Here is a 15,711-nt window from a genome sequence, read left to right on the forward strand (position 1 = left end):
CCGGTCAATCAGACCTTGAACAAGAATTACTTGCTGCTTTCAACGCGCGAGCGCGGAGCAAGAATAATCAGTTGGAGCCCAATCCATCCATGCTCAGCAAGGGACCTCTCAATGCCCGCGCAACCCACCATCCAAACCACTCGGCCCCTTTGCCCATCGAATCCTCGCCCCCTTTCTCACCGCGCGCTCCAGGCCCCACGTCTCAGGTCTTTTTCATCCAATTTCCGCCCAAAACGCGCATCGCCCCAACTCTCGCCCGCCACAAGTGTTGGCACAATCCGCCAGAGCGCTGTGTCACCTTATGTCACCTTGGATTGTCCAAGCCTTGCCGCTCGAAACCCCACTCAGGAGGACGTTATCTTGAGCGACTTGCATCTCCATTTCGACATTTCCGCACCTACAGCCAATAGCCTGCAGCCTGCAGCCCAAACCCTTCCCCCAAGCCCGATAAGACGCAGGCAAGAATTGATTCCCGTGTCGCAAAGGCTTAAACTCTTAATGGTACGAAGCGGCCCTCCGAGGCGCCGCTTTTCACGCCCAAGTGATTCAATACCAGGCGACGGTGAATAAATGGCCCGCACTCCCGTTTTATTGTGTCTATGCGTCGCAGCCCTGCTCTTCGCCGGATGCACCGAATCCGAATCCCCCTCGCAGGCCACCCGCGCCGCCGGCGACCTCATGCCCGCCGGCGCACCGGTGAATCCCGACTACGTCGCCGATCAGGCAACCGTCAAGCTCGCCGTGGCCCGCGAGGTCCCTTCGTACGAGCCGCTGTCCTCGTTTCGTCACGAGCGAAAGGCCCCGAAGACCATCGAGCGAAAGTCGATCGAGGAGTTGAAGGCCTCCGCGACGAAGAGGTCGCCCCGCGCCGACAAGCCCGCCGCATCCGGCGCATCCTCCGGCGGTGGTTTCTGGAAGCAGCTCGGCGGCAAGCTCCTCACCGGAGGCGCCGCCGGTTCCGCCAAGCCGCCCGCCGATGACGAGACGACAGACGCCGCCGAAGACAGCGACGAGCCCGCCGCCGCCGAAGACGCCGCCGAAGACGACGCGTCCGAAGACGCAGCTTCCGAAGACGAACCCTCCGACGACGCATCCGCTGACGACGATGCGTCCGACGATTCCGCCGAAGACGCTTCCGAAGAATCATCCGAAGACGATGCCGCCGCCGAAGACGAGCCCGACGACTCCGACGCCGCTTCTGACGATGACGCCTCCGACGACGAAGACAGCGCTGCCGAGGACGCCTCCGACGACGAAGACAGCGCTGCCGAGGACGCCACCGACGACGAAGACAGTGCCGCCGAGGATGATTCCGGCGACGACGACAGCGCTGCCGAGGACGACGCCGACTCCGAAGACGAGGACGCCGTCGAAGACGACACCGCCTCCGACGACGACGACGCCGTCGAAGACGACAGCGATTCGGGCGACGACGAAGAAAGCTCCGACGATACCGAAGAGGAGTAACCGTGCCGCCCGTCGGGCCCAGCGCCGCCCGGCACTCACCTCACGTTAAGCGCACCTGCATCCTCGATACCCCGGCGATGCCTGGAAACGAAGAGAACCATGACCTCCGGCGACCCCATCGTCGCGGCCCACAGCGTGGCCGAGGCATTCTTCTACCTGATGGCCAAAAGGTGCCATCGATGCGGCACCGGTCCGCTCAAGCCCGCCGGCGGCCTCACCAAAACCGACCGCCCCGAAGCCCCCTGGCGCCTCTCCGGCCGATGCCCCAAGTGTGAATCCGACACCGTTTTCCATTTCCTGATATCGCCGGCCCCCACGCGCGAAGACGCCGCCTCCAGCGTCGTCAACGCCACCGTCGAACCATCCCGCGCCATCGACCTCCTCGGCTGGCTCACCCTCTTCCAGACCGTCCTCGCCTCCGCCGATCAGGCCGCCGACCGCGAATCAAAGCACGATCTCCTCCACGAGGCCGGCATGTGCCTCGACGAGGCCCTCAAGTTCTACGGCCCCGGCGAAGAGCTGCCCGGCCCCGACGCATTCTTCAACGGCGAGACCCGCCAGCGCTTCCTCGACCACCCGGGCCAGTTCACCCGTTCCCAATGGGCCGATCGCCGCGCCAAGCTCCCCATATCAAAGCGCGAAGACGACCCGCCCCCAAAACAAAAGCGCTGGTGGCAACGCAAGGGGTGATTCGCCGCCCAATCCGACGATATCAAACTGAAGGGACCAAGTGGACGTCAGCCCAGTCCCAGGCACGAGCCGCAGCCGTCCCCGCGCGGAGTACCCATGAACACTGTCTGGTCCATCTTCAACGGGACAATCGTCAACGTCATCACCGTGGTCATCGGTTCGACCATCGGCCTCGTCCTCTCCGCCAACATCCCCGACAAGTTCAGGCGCACCATCCTCAACTGCCTCGGCCTCGTCACCATCACCATCGGCATCGACGCCGCCGTCCTCGGCATGGTGGACGCATCCCGAAAGCACAGCGACAAGATCCCCACCTACGGCGCCCGCCTCGCCATGGTCATGATCGGTTCGCTCATCATCGGCGCGATCATCGGCAGTTACCTCCGCCTGCACGATCGCATCGAGGGCCTCGGTCGCTGGTTCCACACCAAGTACGGCGGCCCCCAGGGCGAGCTCGGCAGCGCCGCCCGCTTCGCCGAGGGCTACCTCTCCGCCAGCGTCATCTTCTGCATCGGCCCGCTCACCGTCCTCGGCTGCCTCAACAACGGCGCCAGCGCCAACCCCGGCCTGCTCTACATCAAGTCGTTCCTCGACGGCTTCTGCTCCATCGCCCTCGCCGCCTCGCTCGGTGTCGGCGTGCTGTTCAGTTGCGTCACCGTCCTCGTCCTGCAGGGCACTTTGAGCCTCGCGGCCTACTTCGCCGCCGGCGTCATTCCCGACGTCTCACTCTCCCTGATGAACGCCGTCGGAGGACTCGTCCTCCTCGCGACCTCACTGATGATTCTCGAAATCAAGAAAATCCCCGTGGCCGACTTCGTGCCCGGCATCATCCTGCCGCCCATCGCCGTCTGGGCGGTCGAGAAAATAAGCCCCGGCTTGCTTTTGGTCGGCTCGTAAGTCCGCAGCTCACATGCGCGAGCGATAATCGCTCGCCGCCGCTGGACCGCGCGTCAATCCGAAGTTCTAATCGCGCACAACAGATATCCGAGTCCTTGGGTAAATAGTCGGAGTGATCGACGATATGGGTTGGCAGGGCTGGTTCACACTCTCGCTCCTCGCAGTCATGATCCTGGGACTGGTGCGCTTTGCCCATCTCGCCGACGTCGTCTTCCTCGGCGGCCTCACCCTCCTCGGCCTCATGGGAATCGTCACGCCGACCGAGGCCCTCAAGGGCTTCTCCAATCCCGCCATGCTCACCGTCGCCGCCCTCTTCGTCGTCGCGTCGGGATTACGCGACAGCGGCGCCCTCGACGGCATCGCCCGCCGCCTGCTCGGCCGGCCGACCGGAGAGCGCCGCACCCTGCTCCGCCTCCTCGCACCGATCGGCGCGATGTCGGCCCTGCTCAACAACACAACCATCGTCGCGATGGCCATGCCCGTCGTCCTCGATTGGTGCCGCAAGCATCGCCTCTCCGCGTCTCGCTTCCTCATGCCGCTCTCGCACATCACCGTCGCCGGCGGCATCATGACCCTCATCGGCACCAGCACCAACCTCGTCGTTCACGGCCTCATGCTGGAATCAGATCAGCTCGGTCGCAAAGGCATGGGCTTTCTGGAAATCGGCATCATCGGACTTCCGCTGACCATCGTCGTCCTGGCCTATCTCGTCCTCGTCGCGCCGCGGTTGTTGCCCGAACGCCAGGAATTCCTCGAAAGCCTCGGGGCCTCCAAGCGCGAATACATGGTCGAAATGCTGGTGGAGGTGGAATGCCCCCTGATCGGTCAGTCCGTGCAAGCCGCCGGTCTGCGACAACTGCCCGGCCTCTTCCTCGCCGAAATCGAGCGCGCCGATCAGGTCATCTCACCCGTCGGCCCCGAAGAATGTCTCGAAAGCAGCGACCGACTCGTCTTCGTCGGCGTCGTCAGCACCATCGTCGACCTCCAGAAGATCAAGGGCCTCAAGCCCGCCACCGAAGAGATTCCCGCCGATCGCATCAGTGATCAGGGCCGCCACCTCTGCGAAGCCGTCATCAGCGCCAGCAGCCCGCTCGTCGGCCGAAGCGTCCGCGCCGCCAACTTCCGCACCGTCTACGACGCCGCCGTCGTCGCCGTCCATCGCAACGGCGAACGCCTCGCCGGCAAGATCGGCAACATCGTCCTCCGCCCCGGCGACACGCTCCTCCTGCACACCGCCACCGGCTTCCTTCGCGCCCATCGCAACAACCCCGACTTCTATCTCATCAGCGAAGTCGGCGGCTCCGAACCCGTCCGCCACGAAAAAGCCACCATTTCAATCGTCATCCTCGGCCTCATGGTTATCCTCATGGCCATTCCCGACATCCTGGAATGGTTCGGCGCCGCGCCCGCGCTTCGCGATCAGTTGGATCGCGGCCGCGTCTTCTTCGCCCTCAGCGCCGCCGGCCTCATGGTCATCTCCCGCTGCGTCGCATCCGCCACCGCGCGCAGGAACATCCAGTGGGACGTCCTCTTCGTCATCGCCGCCTCCTTCGGCATTTCCGAAGCGATGGAGAAGACCGGCGCCGCCGCGTTCGTCGCCGGCGCCTTCATGCCCGCCGCCAAGGCAATGGGACCGATCGCCGCATTGGCCGTCGTCTATTTCTCCGCCAACCTTCTCACCGAATTTCTGACCAACAACGCCGCCGCCGCCCTCATGTTCCCGATCGCCATGGCGACTGCCCACCAGATGCCCGACATCGATGCGCGGCCCTTCGCCATCGCCATCGCCGTCGCGGCCTCCGCCGCCTTCGCCACGCCCATCGGCTACCAGACTAACCTCATGATCTTCGGCCCCGGTGGCTACAAATTCATGGACTTCGTCAAAGTCGGCCTCCCGCTCAACGTCATCTGCGCCGTCATCAGCATCACCATCCTTTCGCTCTCCTACGGTCTCTTTTAACCCTGTTCCATCGTTTCACGGGCCGCCCATCCGCTGCGCCCTCGCCGCCCGCCACCCCTCGTTGACGCTCAAGTGCGGACAGATACAATCCGGCTCGGCGGCTGGATGTCGCCTTTAGCCGATGCAAAGGATCTGCCATGTCCTTGCCGCGAATCCTTCCGATCCACTCCTGCCTGACCCTCGCTGCCGTTCTCGCTTGCCTCGGCGGCTGTCAACGCGGTGACATTGGAATGTCTTCCGACGGCCCTTCCGTCGAGCAGCTTGTCTCCTTCTACAGCCCGCGCAGCATCAAGATTCTCCCCTTCACCAAGCCCAAGAGTTTCGACGACGACGTCATTCCCGACGGCATCGGCGTCTCCCTCCGCCCCCTCGATGAGGCCGGCGACCCCGTCAAGGCCTACGGCACCTTCATGTTCGAGCTCTACGCCTACCGTAAGGCCATCGGCACCCACAAGGGCGAGTTGCTCGCCAACTGGACCCAGCAGGTCCTCGACACCAGCGACCAGAAGCAGTTCTGGGAGCGCGTCACCTCCACCTATGAGTTTCAACTGAGTTGGGAGGGCAAACCCCTTCCGCCCGGCAACCGCTACGTCCTCGTCGCCAGCTTTCAGTCGGCGGGCAGCGAGCGGCTGTTCGACGAATACGAGTTTGAATTCCGCGTAACGCGCGAGGAAATTCTCAAGGCACTCACGAGTTCCGTTGAATAGGAAAGGACCACCATCATGACGAAGCGACACATTTTGAGAGCATTCGGTCTGGGACTGGTCTGCATCATCGTCGGCTGCGCCGAAAACAAGCTCACCCGCCACAATTACGAAATGATTCAGGAAGGCGCCTCCACCCGCGACGAGGTCAGGCTCACCCTCGGCGACAACTACACCGCCACCGCCTCAAACCGCTGGGAATACGAAGACGAGGACAACCATCGCTCCATCGTCATCCGCTTCGACGAATCCGGTAAGGTCAACGGCAAGGAGTGGCGCGACGCCGCCACCGGCGAGTGGGAAGGCCAGGCCGAGGGCATCGACCCCAATCCCGAAGGCCGCACCATCTCCGAGTCGAACTCCACTCAGACCATCAAAAAGTAGCCTTCCGACGCCGGCCTGATTCGTTGGTAGAATTCCGCTAATGAGCGATGAACCCGGGCCGCCGAATCTCAATCAGGACGACGATCTCGCGGGCGACCCGTTGGCGCTTCCTGCGCTTCCGGAAGTCCCCGCCCTCACCTACGCCGGTCACCCACCGCTCGCCCGCGCCGTCGACGACACCCGCTACCCGCGCATCGCCATGAGCCGCGGTTCCGCCGCCGTGGACCTCTTCGTCGTCGTCGCCTTGCTCCTCGCCGCCATCGAAGCGCTCCATCTGCTCAACTTTGCCGAGTGGATGCAGGCGCACGCCCCCGTCCTGGGAATGTTCTGGGTCAACGTCCTGATCGGCGCCGTCACCCTTATCATCGTCGCCGTCATGCTCAAGGCCCGCCGCCAGAAGGCGTCCGCACTCGGCCTCGGCAAAACCTCCTTCGGCAAAACCATCGGCCTCGCCGCCGCGACCATCCCCGTCTGCTACGTCTCGGTCCTCGTCACAGTCTCCGCCTACCTCGCGCTCTCAGGAACCTCGATCGACGGCCTCGTTCAGGAGCGCGCCGCCTTCTTCGACGAAGTGCCGCACATCCCGCCCCTCATCGCCGTGCTCTTCTCTCTCTTCGTCGGCCTGCACGAGGAGATTCTCTTTCGCGGCTTCATCCTCAGCCGCCTCCGCGCACTCTTCGGCTCCACCGTCGCCGCCGTCATCGCCAGCAGCATCGTCTTCGGCCTCCTGCACGGCTATCAGGGCGCCATCGGCGTCGTCCAGACAACCACCGTCGGCCTGGTCCTCGCGACCCTGGCCGCGCGCTTCCGCACCATCTGGCCCGCCATCCTCGCGCACGGCCTCTTCGACGCCATCTCCCTCGTCGCCGTCCCCCTCCTCGGCGACTCGCTTCAGCAGTTCGCCAATCAGGTGACAACGACGCAGGCCGCGAACTAGCGCTCCGTCACGTTCAAACGCCCGGGTAGCATGGGCCTCCGGCCCGTGCGCATCGGAGAGGCGATTCAGGAAATCGCGAATCAGGTGACAACGACACAGGCCGCGAACTAGCCCGAATATTTCATCAGGTCGGCGTTGAATAGGAATAGAAAAAGCCTCGAAGCCCTGTAGACTGGGGTTTCGTAAGAACATTCCGGTCCATAGGCAGGGAGGCTTTTTCGTGACAGACTGTAACAGCAAACCGATGTTCTTTTCCAGTCTCGGCCGCAAGAAAATCGTGGCCGATTTCACAGGCGGAACGCTCACCTCAGACGCCGGGGGTCTGCTGCTTCGGGAGGTCGAGCGGCGTCTGGGCCTGGTCGATCAACTGGCCGGGGTCATCAACGACCCGCGTGATCCGGCCCGAATTCAACATGACCAGCGGGTCATGCTGGCCCAGCGCATCTTTGCCATTGCGATGGGCTACGAAGATCTCAACGACCATCAAGCCCTGCGGAGCGATCCCGTGCTGGCGGTCCTGACCGGGCGGCCGCCGAGCGCGGATGAGCCGCTGGCCAGCAGTCCGACCTTGTGCCGGCTGGAGAACCGCGTCACGCGCGGCGACCTGGCACGAATGTCGCGTGTGCTGGTGGAGCAGTTCATCGCGTCCTATGAATCGCCGCCGGAGGAATTGATCCTCGACTTCGACGCGACCGACGATCCGATCCACGGCAACCAGGAAGGCCGCTTCTTCCACGGCTATTACGACCACCACTGCTTCCTACCGCTGTATGTGTTCTGCGGCTCGCGGCTGCTGGTCTCCTACCTGCGGCCCAGCAACATCGACGGGGCCCATCACGCCTGGCCCATCCTGAAGCTGCTGGTGCAGCGCTTGCGACAGGCGTGGCCCGGGGTGCGGATCATCGTCCGCGGGGATTCCGGCTTCTGCCGCCGGCGAATGATGAAATGGTGCGACCGGCACGGCGTCAAGTACGTGCTGGGCCTGGCCCGCAACACCGTCCTGGAGAAAGCGGCCGAGTCCTTCATGCAGGCGGCCGAGGCCCAGTTCGCCACCACGCAGCAGAAGGTGCGGAACTTCCACGAGATCGAGTACGCGGCGCAGACCTGGGATCGCCCGCGCCGCGTGATCGTCAAGGCCGAGCGGCTGGTTCAGGGGCCCAACGTTCGATTCGTGGTGACCAACCTGACCGACCGCACGCCGAACGATATCTACGACGGTCTGTACACGGCCCGCGGCGACATGGAGAACCGCATCAAGGAGCAGCAGCTCGGGCTCTTCGCCGATCGCACCAGTTGCCACGCCTTCCTGGCCAATCAGTTCCGGCTGCTGTTGTCCTCGGCGGCCTACGTCCTGGTGGAAACGCTGCGCCGCACGGCCCTGGCCGGCACCGAACTGGCCGAGGCCCAGGTGAACACCATTCGCCTGAAACTCTTCAAGGTCGCCGCGCGGGTGGTCGTCTCCGTGCGCCGCGTCGTACTGCGACTGTCGAGCAGCTGCCCCCTGCAGGACCTGTGGCGATCCCTGGTTCCACGACTCCGCCTGATCCCGCCCGCCCCATCATGACCCGAAAAACAACCTGATCACCGCTTGGGGGTAAGGGGGCCCTGCGCGCTCCAACCTCCACCTTCATCCCTCCGCTCACGCACAAAGCCGAAAAACTCCGTCCATCACCATTCGAAGATCACTGATGAAATATGCGGGCTAGCGCTCCGTCGCATTCAAACGCCCGGGTAGTATGGGCCTCCGGCCCGTGCGCATCGGAGAGGCGATTCAGGAAATCGCGAATCAGGTCACGACGACGCAGGCGAATTCGTAGTTGAAACTTGGAGACTCGGCACGCTACGGACCGCCGAACATCACAGTCAAGATCGTGCCGTAGATGAACAGAGTCAGCGCTGACACGAGTGCCGCAACGTATCCGAGAGAGCGTGGCCGTGGCAGGTGCAGGTAATACTTCAAGCCGGCGGACAGGTAATAGCCCGGGATGAAGATAATGCTTGCGTTACCGACAAGAGCAAGTGGCAACGCAACATAGTCGTTGTCCCCTGCGAGGTTCACGCCACATGAGAGGAAGAGGTAAATGATCGGCAGCAGGACACAAACCGGGGAAGCAGCGTAAGCCACCACCCTGAGCACTTGAACCGGCCGAACCCGGCAGCGCCCAAGCGTTTGTTGCAGGCTGCTGATGAGGCCAAGACTGGCGAGGAAAAAAACAGAAGCCCCTCCCGGAACGGATGCCGCATATCGCAAGGTCTTGTCAAAGGGCAGTGCGCTCACGAAAAGGAGTACCGAAGAGAGAGAATCAAAGTGATGTGCCGCCGCCATGGAGAATTGTAAGCCAAAAGTTGTGGCCGATGCGTGAAACAATTCTCCCAACCCTGCGAATGCCACGCTTAAGCAGAATGCTCCGCCGTGCAGTGTGACCGGGACCAACAATACGGCTGCAACAATCATGAGCCACAGAGCCGGAGACTCAGTTCGGTCATGTATCGACGCGGCAGCCCAGAAACTTCGCGGCCGAAACGATCGCCAGACTGTTTTCAGCCAGGATCGCATAGGTCGCGTCCGCCAGTGATGCTCAAACAGAAAATCGTTGGTCGAGGCCGACCGGTCCAGCACCTCGCGCCACTCAAACGCCAGCCCGCACTCCGGACACAACCCGCGCGACAGCGTCCGCAGGTTGTACCCGCACCGCGAACAGCAGACGTCGAATGTGATGGCATCCCAATCCGGAATGCCGTCTTCACCAAGGTACGATGTGCCCGGCCCGTTGCTTTCCATTTACGCCATTGCCTCGTACCTGCATTCTACCTCGCATCCGAAGGGATTCGCCACATATTCCAAGTGCCGGCGGCGTCACAAAGCCCGGCGTAGCTTGTTCGCAAGTTGTAAAGGAGCGAGGGCAAACGAGCGCCGTAACAGAGTCACTCGCGATCCAACCGCCGCGTCGCAATCGCAATCGCGATCCCACCAGCTAAAGCAGTGTTCCGCTCAGGATAAGCGCCGCCACGGTGAAATAGATCACCAAACCGGTCACATCGACCAACGTCGCCACCAGCGGAGCCGAGCTCGTCGCCGGGTCGAATCCCAGCCACCGCAATAAGAAGGGAAGCATGCTCCCAGCAATCGAGCCGAAGCTCACCACGCCGATCAGGCTCAACCAGACCGTCACGGCAACCAGCGTCGCATGCTCGCCATAATCGAAAAAACCCAGATACTGCCACAGCTCAACCCGCACGAACCCGATAAAGCCCAGCCAGGTCCCCAGTGTCAGTCCGGATTTTAATTCGCGCAGCAGCACCCGGCTCCAATCGCGCAGCCGAAGTTCCGACAGCGCCAGCGACCGGACGATCAGCGTCGCCGCCTGCGAGCCGGAGTTGCCGCCGCTGCTGATGATCAGCGGCACGAACATCGCCAGCACCACGGCTTTGGCGACCTCCCCCTCGAAGTAACTCATCGCCGTCGCGGTCAGCATCTCCCCCAGAAACAACACCGACAGCCAGCCCCCGCGCTTCTTGAACATGCGCAGGAAGCCCACGTCGAGGTAGGGCTCGCCCAGCGCCTCGGTGCCGCCGAGCTTGTGAATGTCCTCCGTCGCCTCCTCGCGAATGACGTCGACGATGTCGTCCACCGTGACGATGCCCTTCATCCGGCCCTGATCGTCGACCACCGGCACCGCGAGCAGGTCGTATTGCTCGATGAGTCTTGCGACCTCCTCTTGGTCGGTCGTCTCGTTGACGACGACCGGGTTGACATGCATCAGATCGTCGATTCTGGCCTCCCCCGGCGCGGCGAACAGTTCCCGCAGCGAAAGCACCCCGAGTAGCTGCTGCCCGCTGTTGAGCACATAGATGTAGTAAAGCGTCTCTGGATTGTTCCGCGTCTGCTGCCGTAGATATCGAATGGCCACATCCACGGTCGCATCGGGGCGCACGCGCACATAGCGCGGGCTCATCAGGCCGCCCGCTTCGTCTTCCGCATAGGCCAGGAGCGCATCGACCTCCCGCCGCGTCGACTCGTCGAGCATGTCGCGAAATCGGCTTCGCTCATCTTCGTGAAGTGATTGGAGCAGATCCGCGGCGTCGTCCGGCGCGAGAAAGCGCATCCACACCACCGCCTCGCCCCCGGCCATAAGCCGCACAAGCCCGGCATGGTCCGCGGCGCTCAGCGATGAGAAAAAGATCTGCGCGTCGTCGCCGGATAGAAGGGCGAAGGCGTCCGCCCGCTCATCGTCAAGCAGCGAAGGCCAAAGGGCGCGCAGCGTATCAACGTCGAGGGAAGCGCGGTCGACAGTAATCATGGCCGGTGGTCTCCCGCCTGACAGCGGCGTGCCACCGGTGCGTCAGGCCGTCAATGTCGGAGTCCTGCCATAAGACTACGAGGGCCGTCCGGACCGTTCATGGTTCCCGCCTCGTGGTTCATGGCGTCAGAAGTTTAGCCATCCCCGAACGCGCAGCAAGCCGCCCCCGCGCTACTCATGATCAAGTCCGAATTGCCCCCAGCGCCTCATCAATCACCGCCACCATAAAATCCGCATCCGCCTCGCTGATGCACATCGGCGGCTTGATCCGCAGCGTGTTCCCATACAGCCCGCCCTTGCCCAAGAGCAGCCCGCGCGTCCTCGCCTCTTCAAGTATCTGCGCCGCCTCCGCGCTCGCCGGCTCCTTCGTCTGGCGATCCTTCACCATTTCCACGCCCAGCATCAGCCCCAGCCCGCGCACCTCGCCGATCAGCTTGTGCTTGTCCATCAGCGCTGTAAGCCCGTCCTTCAGCCGCGTCCCCACCTTCAGCGAGTTCGCTTGAATGCCGTCCTCCTCAATCACGTCCAGCGTCGCCAATCCATACGTCGCCTGCACCGGATTCCCGCCGAACGTGTTGAAGTGCAGCTTGCCCATCATCGCCTTGGCGATCTCCGGCGTCGTCGTCACCGCCCCCAGCGCTGTCCCGTTACCGATCCCCTTGGCCATGCACACCATGTCCGGCTGCACGCCCCAATTCTGAAATCCCCAGTAATGATGCCCCGTCCGCCCGAAGCCCGTCTGCACCTCGTCGGCAATGCAAACCCCGCCCGCCTTGCGAACCTCCTCGTACACAATCGGGAAGTACTCCTTCGGCGGTGTCACTGCGCCGCCCACCCCCATGATCGGCTCGGCGATAAACGCCGCCACCTTCCCCGGCGTCGTAAACTTGATCAGCTCCCCGACATCCTTCGCGCACTTCACATCGCAGCTCGGATACGTCAGCCCCAACGGGCACCGATAGCAGTACCCCGGCATCCCGTGATGCACGCCGAAGCTGTGCGGCGTCGTGTATTTCCACGTGCTGTGCGCGGTGAGCCCCATCGTCGATTGCGACCCGCCGTGATACGCGTTGCGAAGCGCAATCACGTCAAACATCCCCGTGTACATCCGCGCCGTCAGAATCGCCAGGTCGTTCGTCTCGCTGCCGCTGTTCGTAAAATACGTCACCTTCAGGTCGCCCGGCATCTTCTCCGCCAGCCGCTTCGCATACTGCCCGACCGTCGGATGAATGTAGATTGTCGTCGTATGCTGAAGAACCCCCACCTGCTCCCGCACGCGCTCCACCACCGTCGGATGACAGTGGCCCACCGAAACCGTCACGATCCCCGCGAACGCATCGAGATACCGCGTACCCTTCTCATCCCACAGGTACTGCATGTGCCCCTCAACCGCCATGAAGGGCTCTTTGTAATAAGTAATCAGCGCCGGCGTCAGATACTGCTGCCGCAGCGCCAACACCTCCGCCTTCGAAGGACCGGCATACGGACGCGGCTGATGATCGCAAACGGGAAGCGAAATATTCTTGCTCATGCGTGGTTCCTCTCAACAATCCTTATTGTCCGATGTGGCCGGTATTCCGTCAAAAAACACAGGCGCGCCCGCCCCCACGGGCCCGCCGGCGCGCTCCCGGCTGGCGACGCCGTCAACCGGCGATATAATCCCGACCGGGACATTTGTCGCGCCAAACGCGGATCGCTTCGCGTCCTGAAATGCTGTGGCCTGGTCTCATGCAATGAGCTGCCGGAGACAACGGGTCAGGCTGGAAACAGAGCAGCCCATCTGTGGTGACCATGTGCCGTGAGGTGCTGGGCCGCAGCATTCCATGACGCGGACGATCATTGACTCGGCCGTCGCCGACCTTCAGCGGGAACCCATGACCTACACCGTACTGGCAAGGAAGTTTCGCAGCCGCACCTTCGACGAGGTCGTTGGCCAGGGCGCCATCACCACCACCCTGAAGAACGCCATCTCTCAGGACCGCGTCCATCACGGCTACCTCTTCTGCGGCACCCGCGGCGTCGGCAAAACGTCGATGGCCCGCATCCTCGCCAAGGCCCTCAACTGCCTCACCGCCGACAAGCCGACGATGACCCCCTGCGGCACCTGCGACTCCTGCGAAATGATCGCCCGCGGCGAAGATGTCGACGTGGTCGAGATCGACGCCGCCAGCAACACCGGCGTCGACAACATCCGCGAGCTGCGCAACAACGCCATCTTCCGCCCCACGCGCAGCCGCTTCAAGATTTACATCATCGACGAAGTCCACATGCTCAGCACCGGCGCCTTCAACGCCTTGCTGAAGACCCTCGAAGAGCCCCCGTCCCATGTAAAGTTCATCCTCGCCACCACCGAGTCGCAAAAAGTCCCCGCCACCATCCTCAGCCGCGTCCAGCGCTTCGACTTCAAGAGCATCTCCCCAACCGAGATCGCCGCCCAGCTCGCCTTCATCTGCAAAGAGGAGAGCGTCGAAGCCGAGCCCGACGCACTCAAGCGACTCGCCCGACTCGCCAACGGCAGCATGCGCGACGCCCTCTCCCTGCTGGATCAGGTCGTCTCCATGGGCGGCATGAAGGTCTCCATCGACGTCGTCAATGAGCTCCTCCCCGTCGCACACGACGAGCTCTTCGCCGACCTCATCGACAAGCTCGCCGCCCAGGACGCCGCCGGCGCGCTGGCCGTCGCCGATCAAAGCCTCTCCCAGGGTCGCACCCTCGACATCTGGTGCAACCTCCTCATCAGTCAGATCCGCGACCTCATGATCCTCCGCGTCTGCGGCGAAGACACCGACCTGGTCGACGTCCCCGTCGGCCTCCGCGCCCGCCTCGCTCAGCAGGCCCAGCAGTTCGACGGCGGCGCATACGTATACATGATCACCGTATTGGAAGAGCTCCGCCGAAGCGTCAAATCTTCCGGCAGCGGCCGAGCCCTCCTCGAAGCCGCCGTCGTCCGTCTCGCCGAGGCCGCCAACTTCTCCTCCATCGAGTCGCTCCTCGCCCAGACCTCCGGCGCTCCCGTTGACTCGCCCAAACCCCGGCCCACGGCCGCCTCCGCGCCGCCGCCCCCCGCGCGACAACAATCCCAGTCATCCACCCCGGCCCAGCCCGCGCCGATCCCCCGGCCCGCCCCCAAGGCGCGGCGCACCCCCATGACCGATGCCGCCCAGGCCTCCGCCCCCATCGGCCGACGCATGACCCAGGCAGACTTGAAAGCCGCCACCGCCGAACCCATGGTTCGCGCGGCCATGGACATCTTCGGCGGCCAGATCGTTCACGTACAAAGAGCCGACGCCGAAAGCAGCGGCCCCATCAATGAATCAAACTGAGGTGCAACCATGTTCGGGCAACTAGGCAATATCGCGGGCCTGATGAAGCAGGCCAAAGAGATGCAATCGAAGATGAAGGAAATGCAGGAAGCCGTCGCCAATGCCCGCTTCGAAGCCGAAAGCGGCGCCGGCGCCGTAAAGGCAACCGTCAGCGGCAAGATGGAACTCGTCGCCCTCACCATCAGCCCCGAGACAGTCAAGTCCGGCGACGTCGAAATGCTCGAAGACCTCGTCAAGTCCGCCGTCTGCGCCGCCCAGCGCAAGGCCGCCGACGGCATGCGCGAAGAGATGCAGAAAATGACCGGCGGCCTGAATCTCCCCGGCCTCGAAGGCTTGATGGGCCAGTAACCCGATGCTCGCTGAGCATTGCCCGGAATCGAAAACATGCCCGCCTCAATCCCGCCATCCCTGTCGCGGCTCATGCAGGAGTTCGAAAAACTCCCCGGCATCGGCCCGCGCAGTGCCGAGCGCCTGGCATTCCACATCCTCAAAAGCGACAAGGACGCCGCCCTCGCCCTCGCCGGCGCCATCCGCGAGGTCAAGGAAAACGTTCGCCACTGCCGTTCGTGTTACAACCTCACCGAGGCCGACCCCTGTCCCATCTGCGCCGACCCCCGCCGCGACCAGTCGCAGATCTTCATCGTCGAACAGCCCAACGATGTCGTATTGCTGGAGTCCACCGGCCTCATCCGCGGCGTCTACCACGTCCTCCTCGGCCACATCGCCCCCCTCGACGGCATCGAGCCCGGCGATCTCACCATCGACGCCCTCCTCGCCCGCGTGAAAAAGGGCGGCATCAAGGAAGTCATCCTTGCGACGAACCCGACGATGGAAGGCGAAGGCACGGCCCTTCACATCAAAAGCGTCCTCGCCGACTGCGGCGTCCCCGTCACCCGCCTGGCCCGCGGCCTCCCCAGCGGCTCGCAAATCGAATACGCCACCCGCGCGGTCTTGCAAGACGCCATCGAAGGCCGCCGCACCTACTAAGCACCTTGTGCATCCGCGTAGCGTCCGGCGCCTCTGCCGGACGTGAATCGCAAGGAACATC

14 protein-coding genes and 1 other RNA gene are annotated in these 15,711 nt (G+C 63.4%); 12 read left to right on the top strand and 3 right to left on the bottom strand.

Features of this window, described 5'->3' with window-relative positions; genetic code table 11:
* The first annotated feature begins 570 nt into the window (after nt 1–570).
* From HS101_11275 to HS101_11310, 8 genes are all read left to right on the top strand, one after another.
* A complete protein-coding gene (locus tag HS101_11275) occupies nt 571–1,467 on the top strand; it encodes a hypothetical protein (GenBank protein MBE7506847.1) in 897 nt (298 codons plus the stop codon).
* 99 nt (nt 1,468–1,566) lie between these two features.
* A complete protein-coding gene (locus HS101_11280) occupies nt 1,567–2,157 on the top strand; it encodes a hypothetical protein (protein ID MBE7506848.1) in 591 nt (196 codons plus the stop codon).
* Nucleotides 2,158–2,253: 96 nt separating this feature from the next.
* Nucleotides 2,254–3,054: a DUF554 domain-containing protein gene (locus HS101_11285; GenBank protein MBE7506849.1), complete on the top strand. Its 801-nt coding sequence runs from the start codon at nt 2,254–2,256 to the stop codon at nt 3,052–3,054.
* Nucleotides 3,055–3,178: 124 nt separating this feature from the next.
* On the top strand, nt 3,179–5,014 hold the full coding sequence (locus HS101_11290) for an SLC13 family permease (GenBank protein MBE7506850.1): 1,836 nt from the start codon (nt 3,179–3,181) through the stop codon (nt 5,012–5,014).
* A 137-nt stretch (nt 5,015–5,151) separates the two neighbouring features.
* Nucleotides 5,152–5,721 carry a hypothetical protein gene (locus tag HS101_11295; GenBank protein ID MBE7506851.1) on the top strand — a complete coding sequence of 190 codons (570 nt, stop codon included), beginning with the start codon at nt 5,152–5,154 and terminating at the stop codon, nt 5,719–5,721.
* Nucleotides 5,722–5,736: 15 nt separating this feature from the next.
* Nucleotides 5,737–6,102: a hypothetical protein gene (locus HS101_11300; GenBank protein MBE7506852.1), complete on the top strand. Its 366-nt coding sequence runs from the start codon at nt 5,737–5,739 to the stop codon at nt 6,100–6,102.
* Between the two features lie 40 nt (nt 6,103–6,142).
* Nucleotides 6,143–7,039, top strand: coding sequence for a CPBP family intramembrane metalloprotease (locus tag HS101_11305; protein ID MBE7506853.1), 897 nt, complete (start codon nt 6,143–6,145; stop codon nt 7,037–7,039).
* 244 nt (nt 7,040–7,283) lie between these two features.
* Nucleotides 7,284–8,603: an IS1380 family transposase gene (locus tag HS101_11310; GenBank protein ID MBE7506854.1), complete on the top strand. Its 1,320-nt coding sequence runs from the start codon at nt 7,284–7,286 to the stop codon at nt 8,601–8,603.
* Nucleotides 8,604–8,879: 276 nt separating this feature from the next.
* Here HS101_11310 and HS101_11315 read toward each other — a convergent pair whose 3' ends face one another.
* The 3 genes from HS101_11315 to HS101_11325 all read right to left on the bottom strand — a co-directional run bounded on the left by HS101_11315 (nt 8,880) and on the right by HS101_11325 (nt 12,871).
* The gene (locus tag HS101_11315) at nt 8,880–9,494 is read right to left on the bottom strand and encodes a hypothetical protein (GenBank protein ID MBE7506855.1); all 615 of its coding nucleotides are present in this window, start codon (nt 9,492–9,494) and stop codon (nt 8,880–8,882) included.
* 520 nt (nt 9,495–10,014) lie between these two features.
* Entirely contained in the window at nt 10,015–11,340 is a 1,326-nt protein-coding gene (gene mgtE / locus HS101_11320) for a magnesium transporter (protein ID MBE7506856.1), read from the bottom strand.
* A 181-nt stretch (nt 11,341–11,521) separates the two neighbouring features.
* Nucleotides 11,522–12,871, bottom strand: a complete 1,350-nt coding sequence (locus HS101_11325; GenBank protein ID MBE7506857.1) for an aspartate aminotransferase family protein — start codon at nt 12,869–12,871, stop codon at nt 11,522–11,524.
* A 186-nt stretch (nt 12,872–13,057) separates the two neighbouring features.
* Here HS101_11325 and ffs point away from each other — a divergent pair.
* The 4 genes from ffs (at nt 13,058) to recR (ending at nt 15,650) form a co-directional block, all read left to right on the top strand.
* Nucleotides 13,058–13,156, top strand: an RNA gene (gene ffs, locus HS101_11330) — signal recognition particle sRNA small type.
* 7 nt (nt 13,157–13,163) lie between these two features.
* Nucleotides 13,164–14,663 carry a DNA polymerase III subunit gamma/tau gene (gene dnaX / locus HS101_11335; GenBank protein MBE7506858.1) on the top strand — a complete coding sequence of 500 codons (1,500 nt, stop codon included), beginning with the start codon at nt 13,164–13,166 and terminating at the stop codon, nt 14,661–14,663.
* Nucleotides 14,664–14,672: 9 nt separating this feature from the next.
* Nucleotides 14,673–15,011, top strand: a complete 339-nt coding sequence (locus HS101_11340) for a YbaB/EbfC family nucleoid-associated protein (protein ID MBE7506859.1) — start codon at nt 14,673–14,675, stop codon at nt 15,009–15,011.
* Nucleotides 15,012–15,047: 36 nt separating this feature from the next.
* Complete coding sequence (gene recR, locus HS101_11345; GenBank protein MBE7506860.1) at nt 15,048–15,650, top strand: recombination protein RecR; 603 nt, start codon at nt 15,048–15,050, stop codon at nt 15,648–15,650.
* Nucleotides 15,651–15,711: the final 61 nt, after the last annotated feature.

The sequence above is a fragment of the Planctomycetia bacterium genome, from assembly GCA_015075745.1.
Taxonomy (GTDB): domain Bacteria; phylum Planctomycetota; class Phycisphaerae; order UBA1845; family UTPLA1; genus UTPLA1.

What these genes read in the sequence shown, in the direction of transcription:
- HS101_11280 (MBE7506848.1), top strand. Translation starts at nt 1,567, where the DNA reads ATGACCTCCGGCGACCCCATCGTCGCGGCCCACAGCGTGGCCGAGGCA.
- HS101_11325 (MBE7506857.1), bottom strand. Translation starts at nt 12,871, where the DNA reads ATGAGCAAGAATATTTCGCTTCCCGTTTGCGATCATCAGCCGCGTCCG.
- recR (MBE7506860.1), top strand. Translation starts at nt 15,048, where the DNA reads ATGCCCGCCTCAATCCCGCCATCCCTGTCGCGGCTCATGCAGGAGTTC.
- HS101_11285 (MBE7506849.1), top strand. Translation starts at nt 2,254, where the DNA reads ATGAACACTGTCTGGTCCATCTTCAACGGGACAATCGTCAACGTCATC.
- dnaX (MBE7506858.1), top strand. Translation starts at nt 13,164, where the DNA reads ATGACGCGGACGATCATTGACTCGGCCGTCGCCGACCTTCAGCGGGAA.
- HS101_11295 (MBE7506851.1), top strand. Translation starts at nt 5,152, where the DNA reads ATGTCCTTGCCGCGAATCCTTCCGATCCACTCCTGCCTGACCCTCGCT.
- HS101_11300 (MBE7506852.1), top strand. Translation starts at nt 5,737, where the DNA reads ATGACGAAGCGACACATTTTGAGAGCATTCGGTCTGGGACTGGTCTGC.
- HS101_11315 (MBE7506855.1), bottom strand. Translation starts at nt 9,494, where the DNA reads ATGATTGTTGCAGCCGTATTGTTGGTCCCGGTCACACTGCACGGCGGA.
- HS101_11290 (MBE7506850.1), top strand. Translation starts at nt 3,179, where the DNA reads ATGGGTTGGCAGGGCTGGTTCACACTCTCGCTCCTCGCAGTCATGATC.
- mgtE (MBE7506856.1), bottom strand. Translation starts at nt 11,340, where the DNA reads ATGATTACTGTCGACCGCGCTTCCCTCGACGTTGATACGCTGCGCGCC.
- HS101_11340 (MBE7506859.1), top strand. Translation starts at nt 14,673, where the DNA reads ATGTTCGGGCAACTAGGCAATATCGCGGGCCTGATGAAGCAGGCCAAA.
- HS101_11310 (MBE7506854.1), top strand. Translation starts at nt 7,284, where the DNA reads ATGTTCTTTTCCAGTCTCGGCCGCAAGAAAATCGTGGCCGATTTCACA.
- HS101_11305 (MBE7506853.1), top strand. Translation starts at nt 6,143, where the DNA reads ATGAGCGATGAACCCGGGCCGCCGAATCTCAATCAGGACGACGATCTC.
- HS101_11275 (MBE7506847.1), top strand. Translation starts at nt 571, where the DNA reads ATGGCCCGCACTCCCGTTTTATTGTGTCTATGCGTCGCAGCCCTGCTC.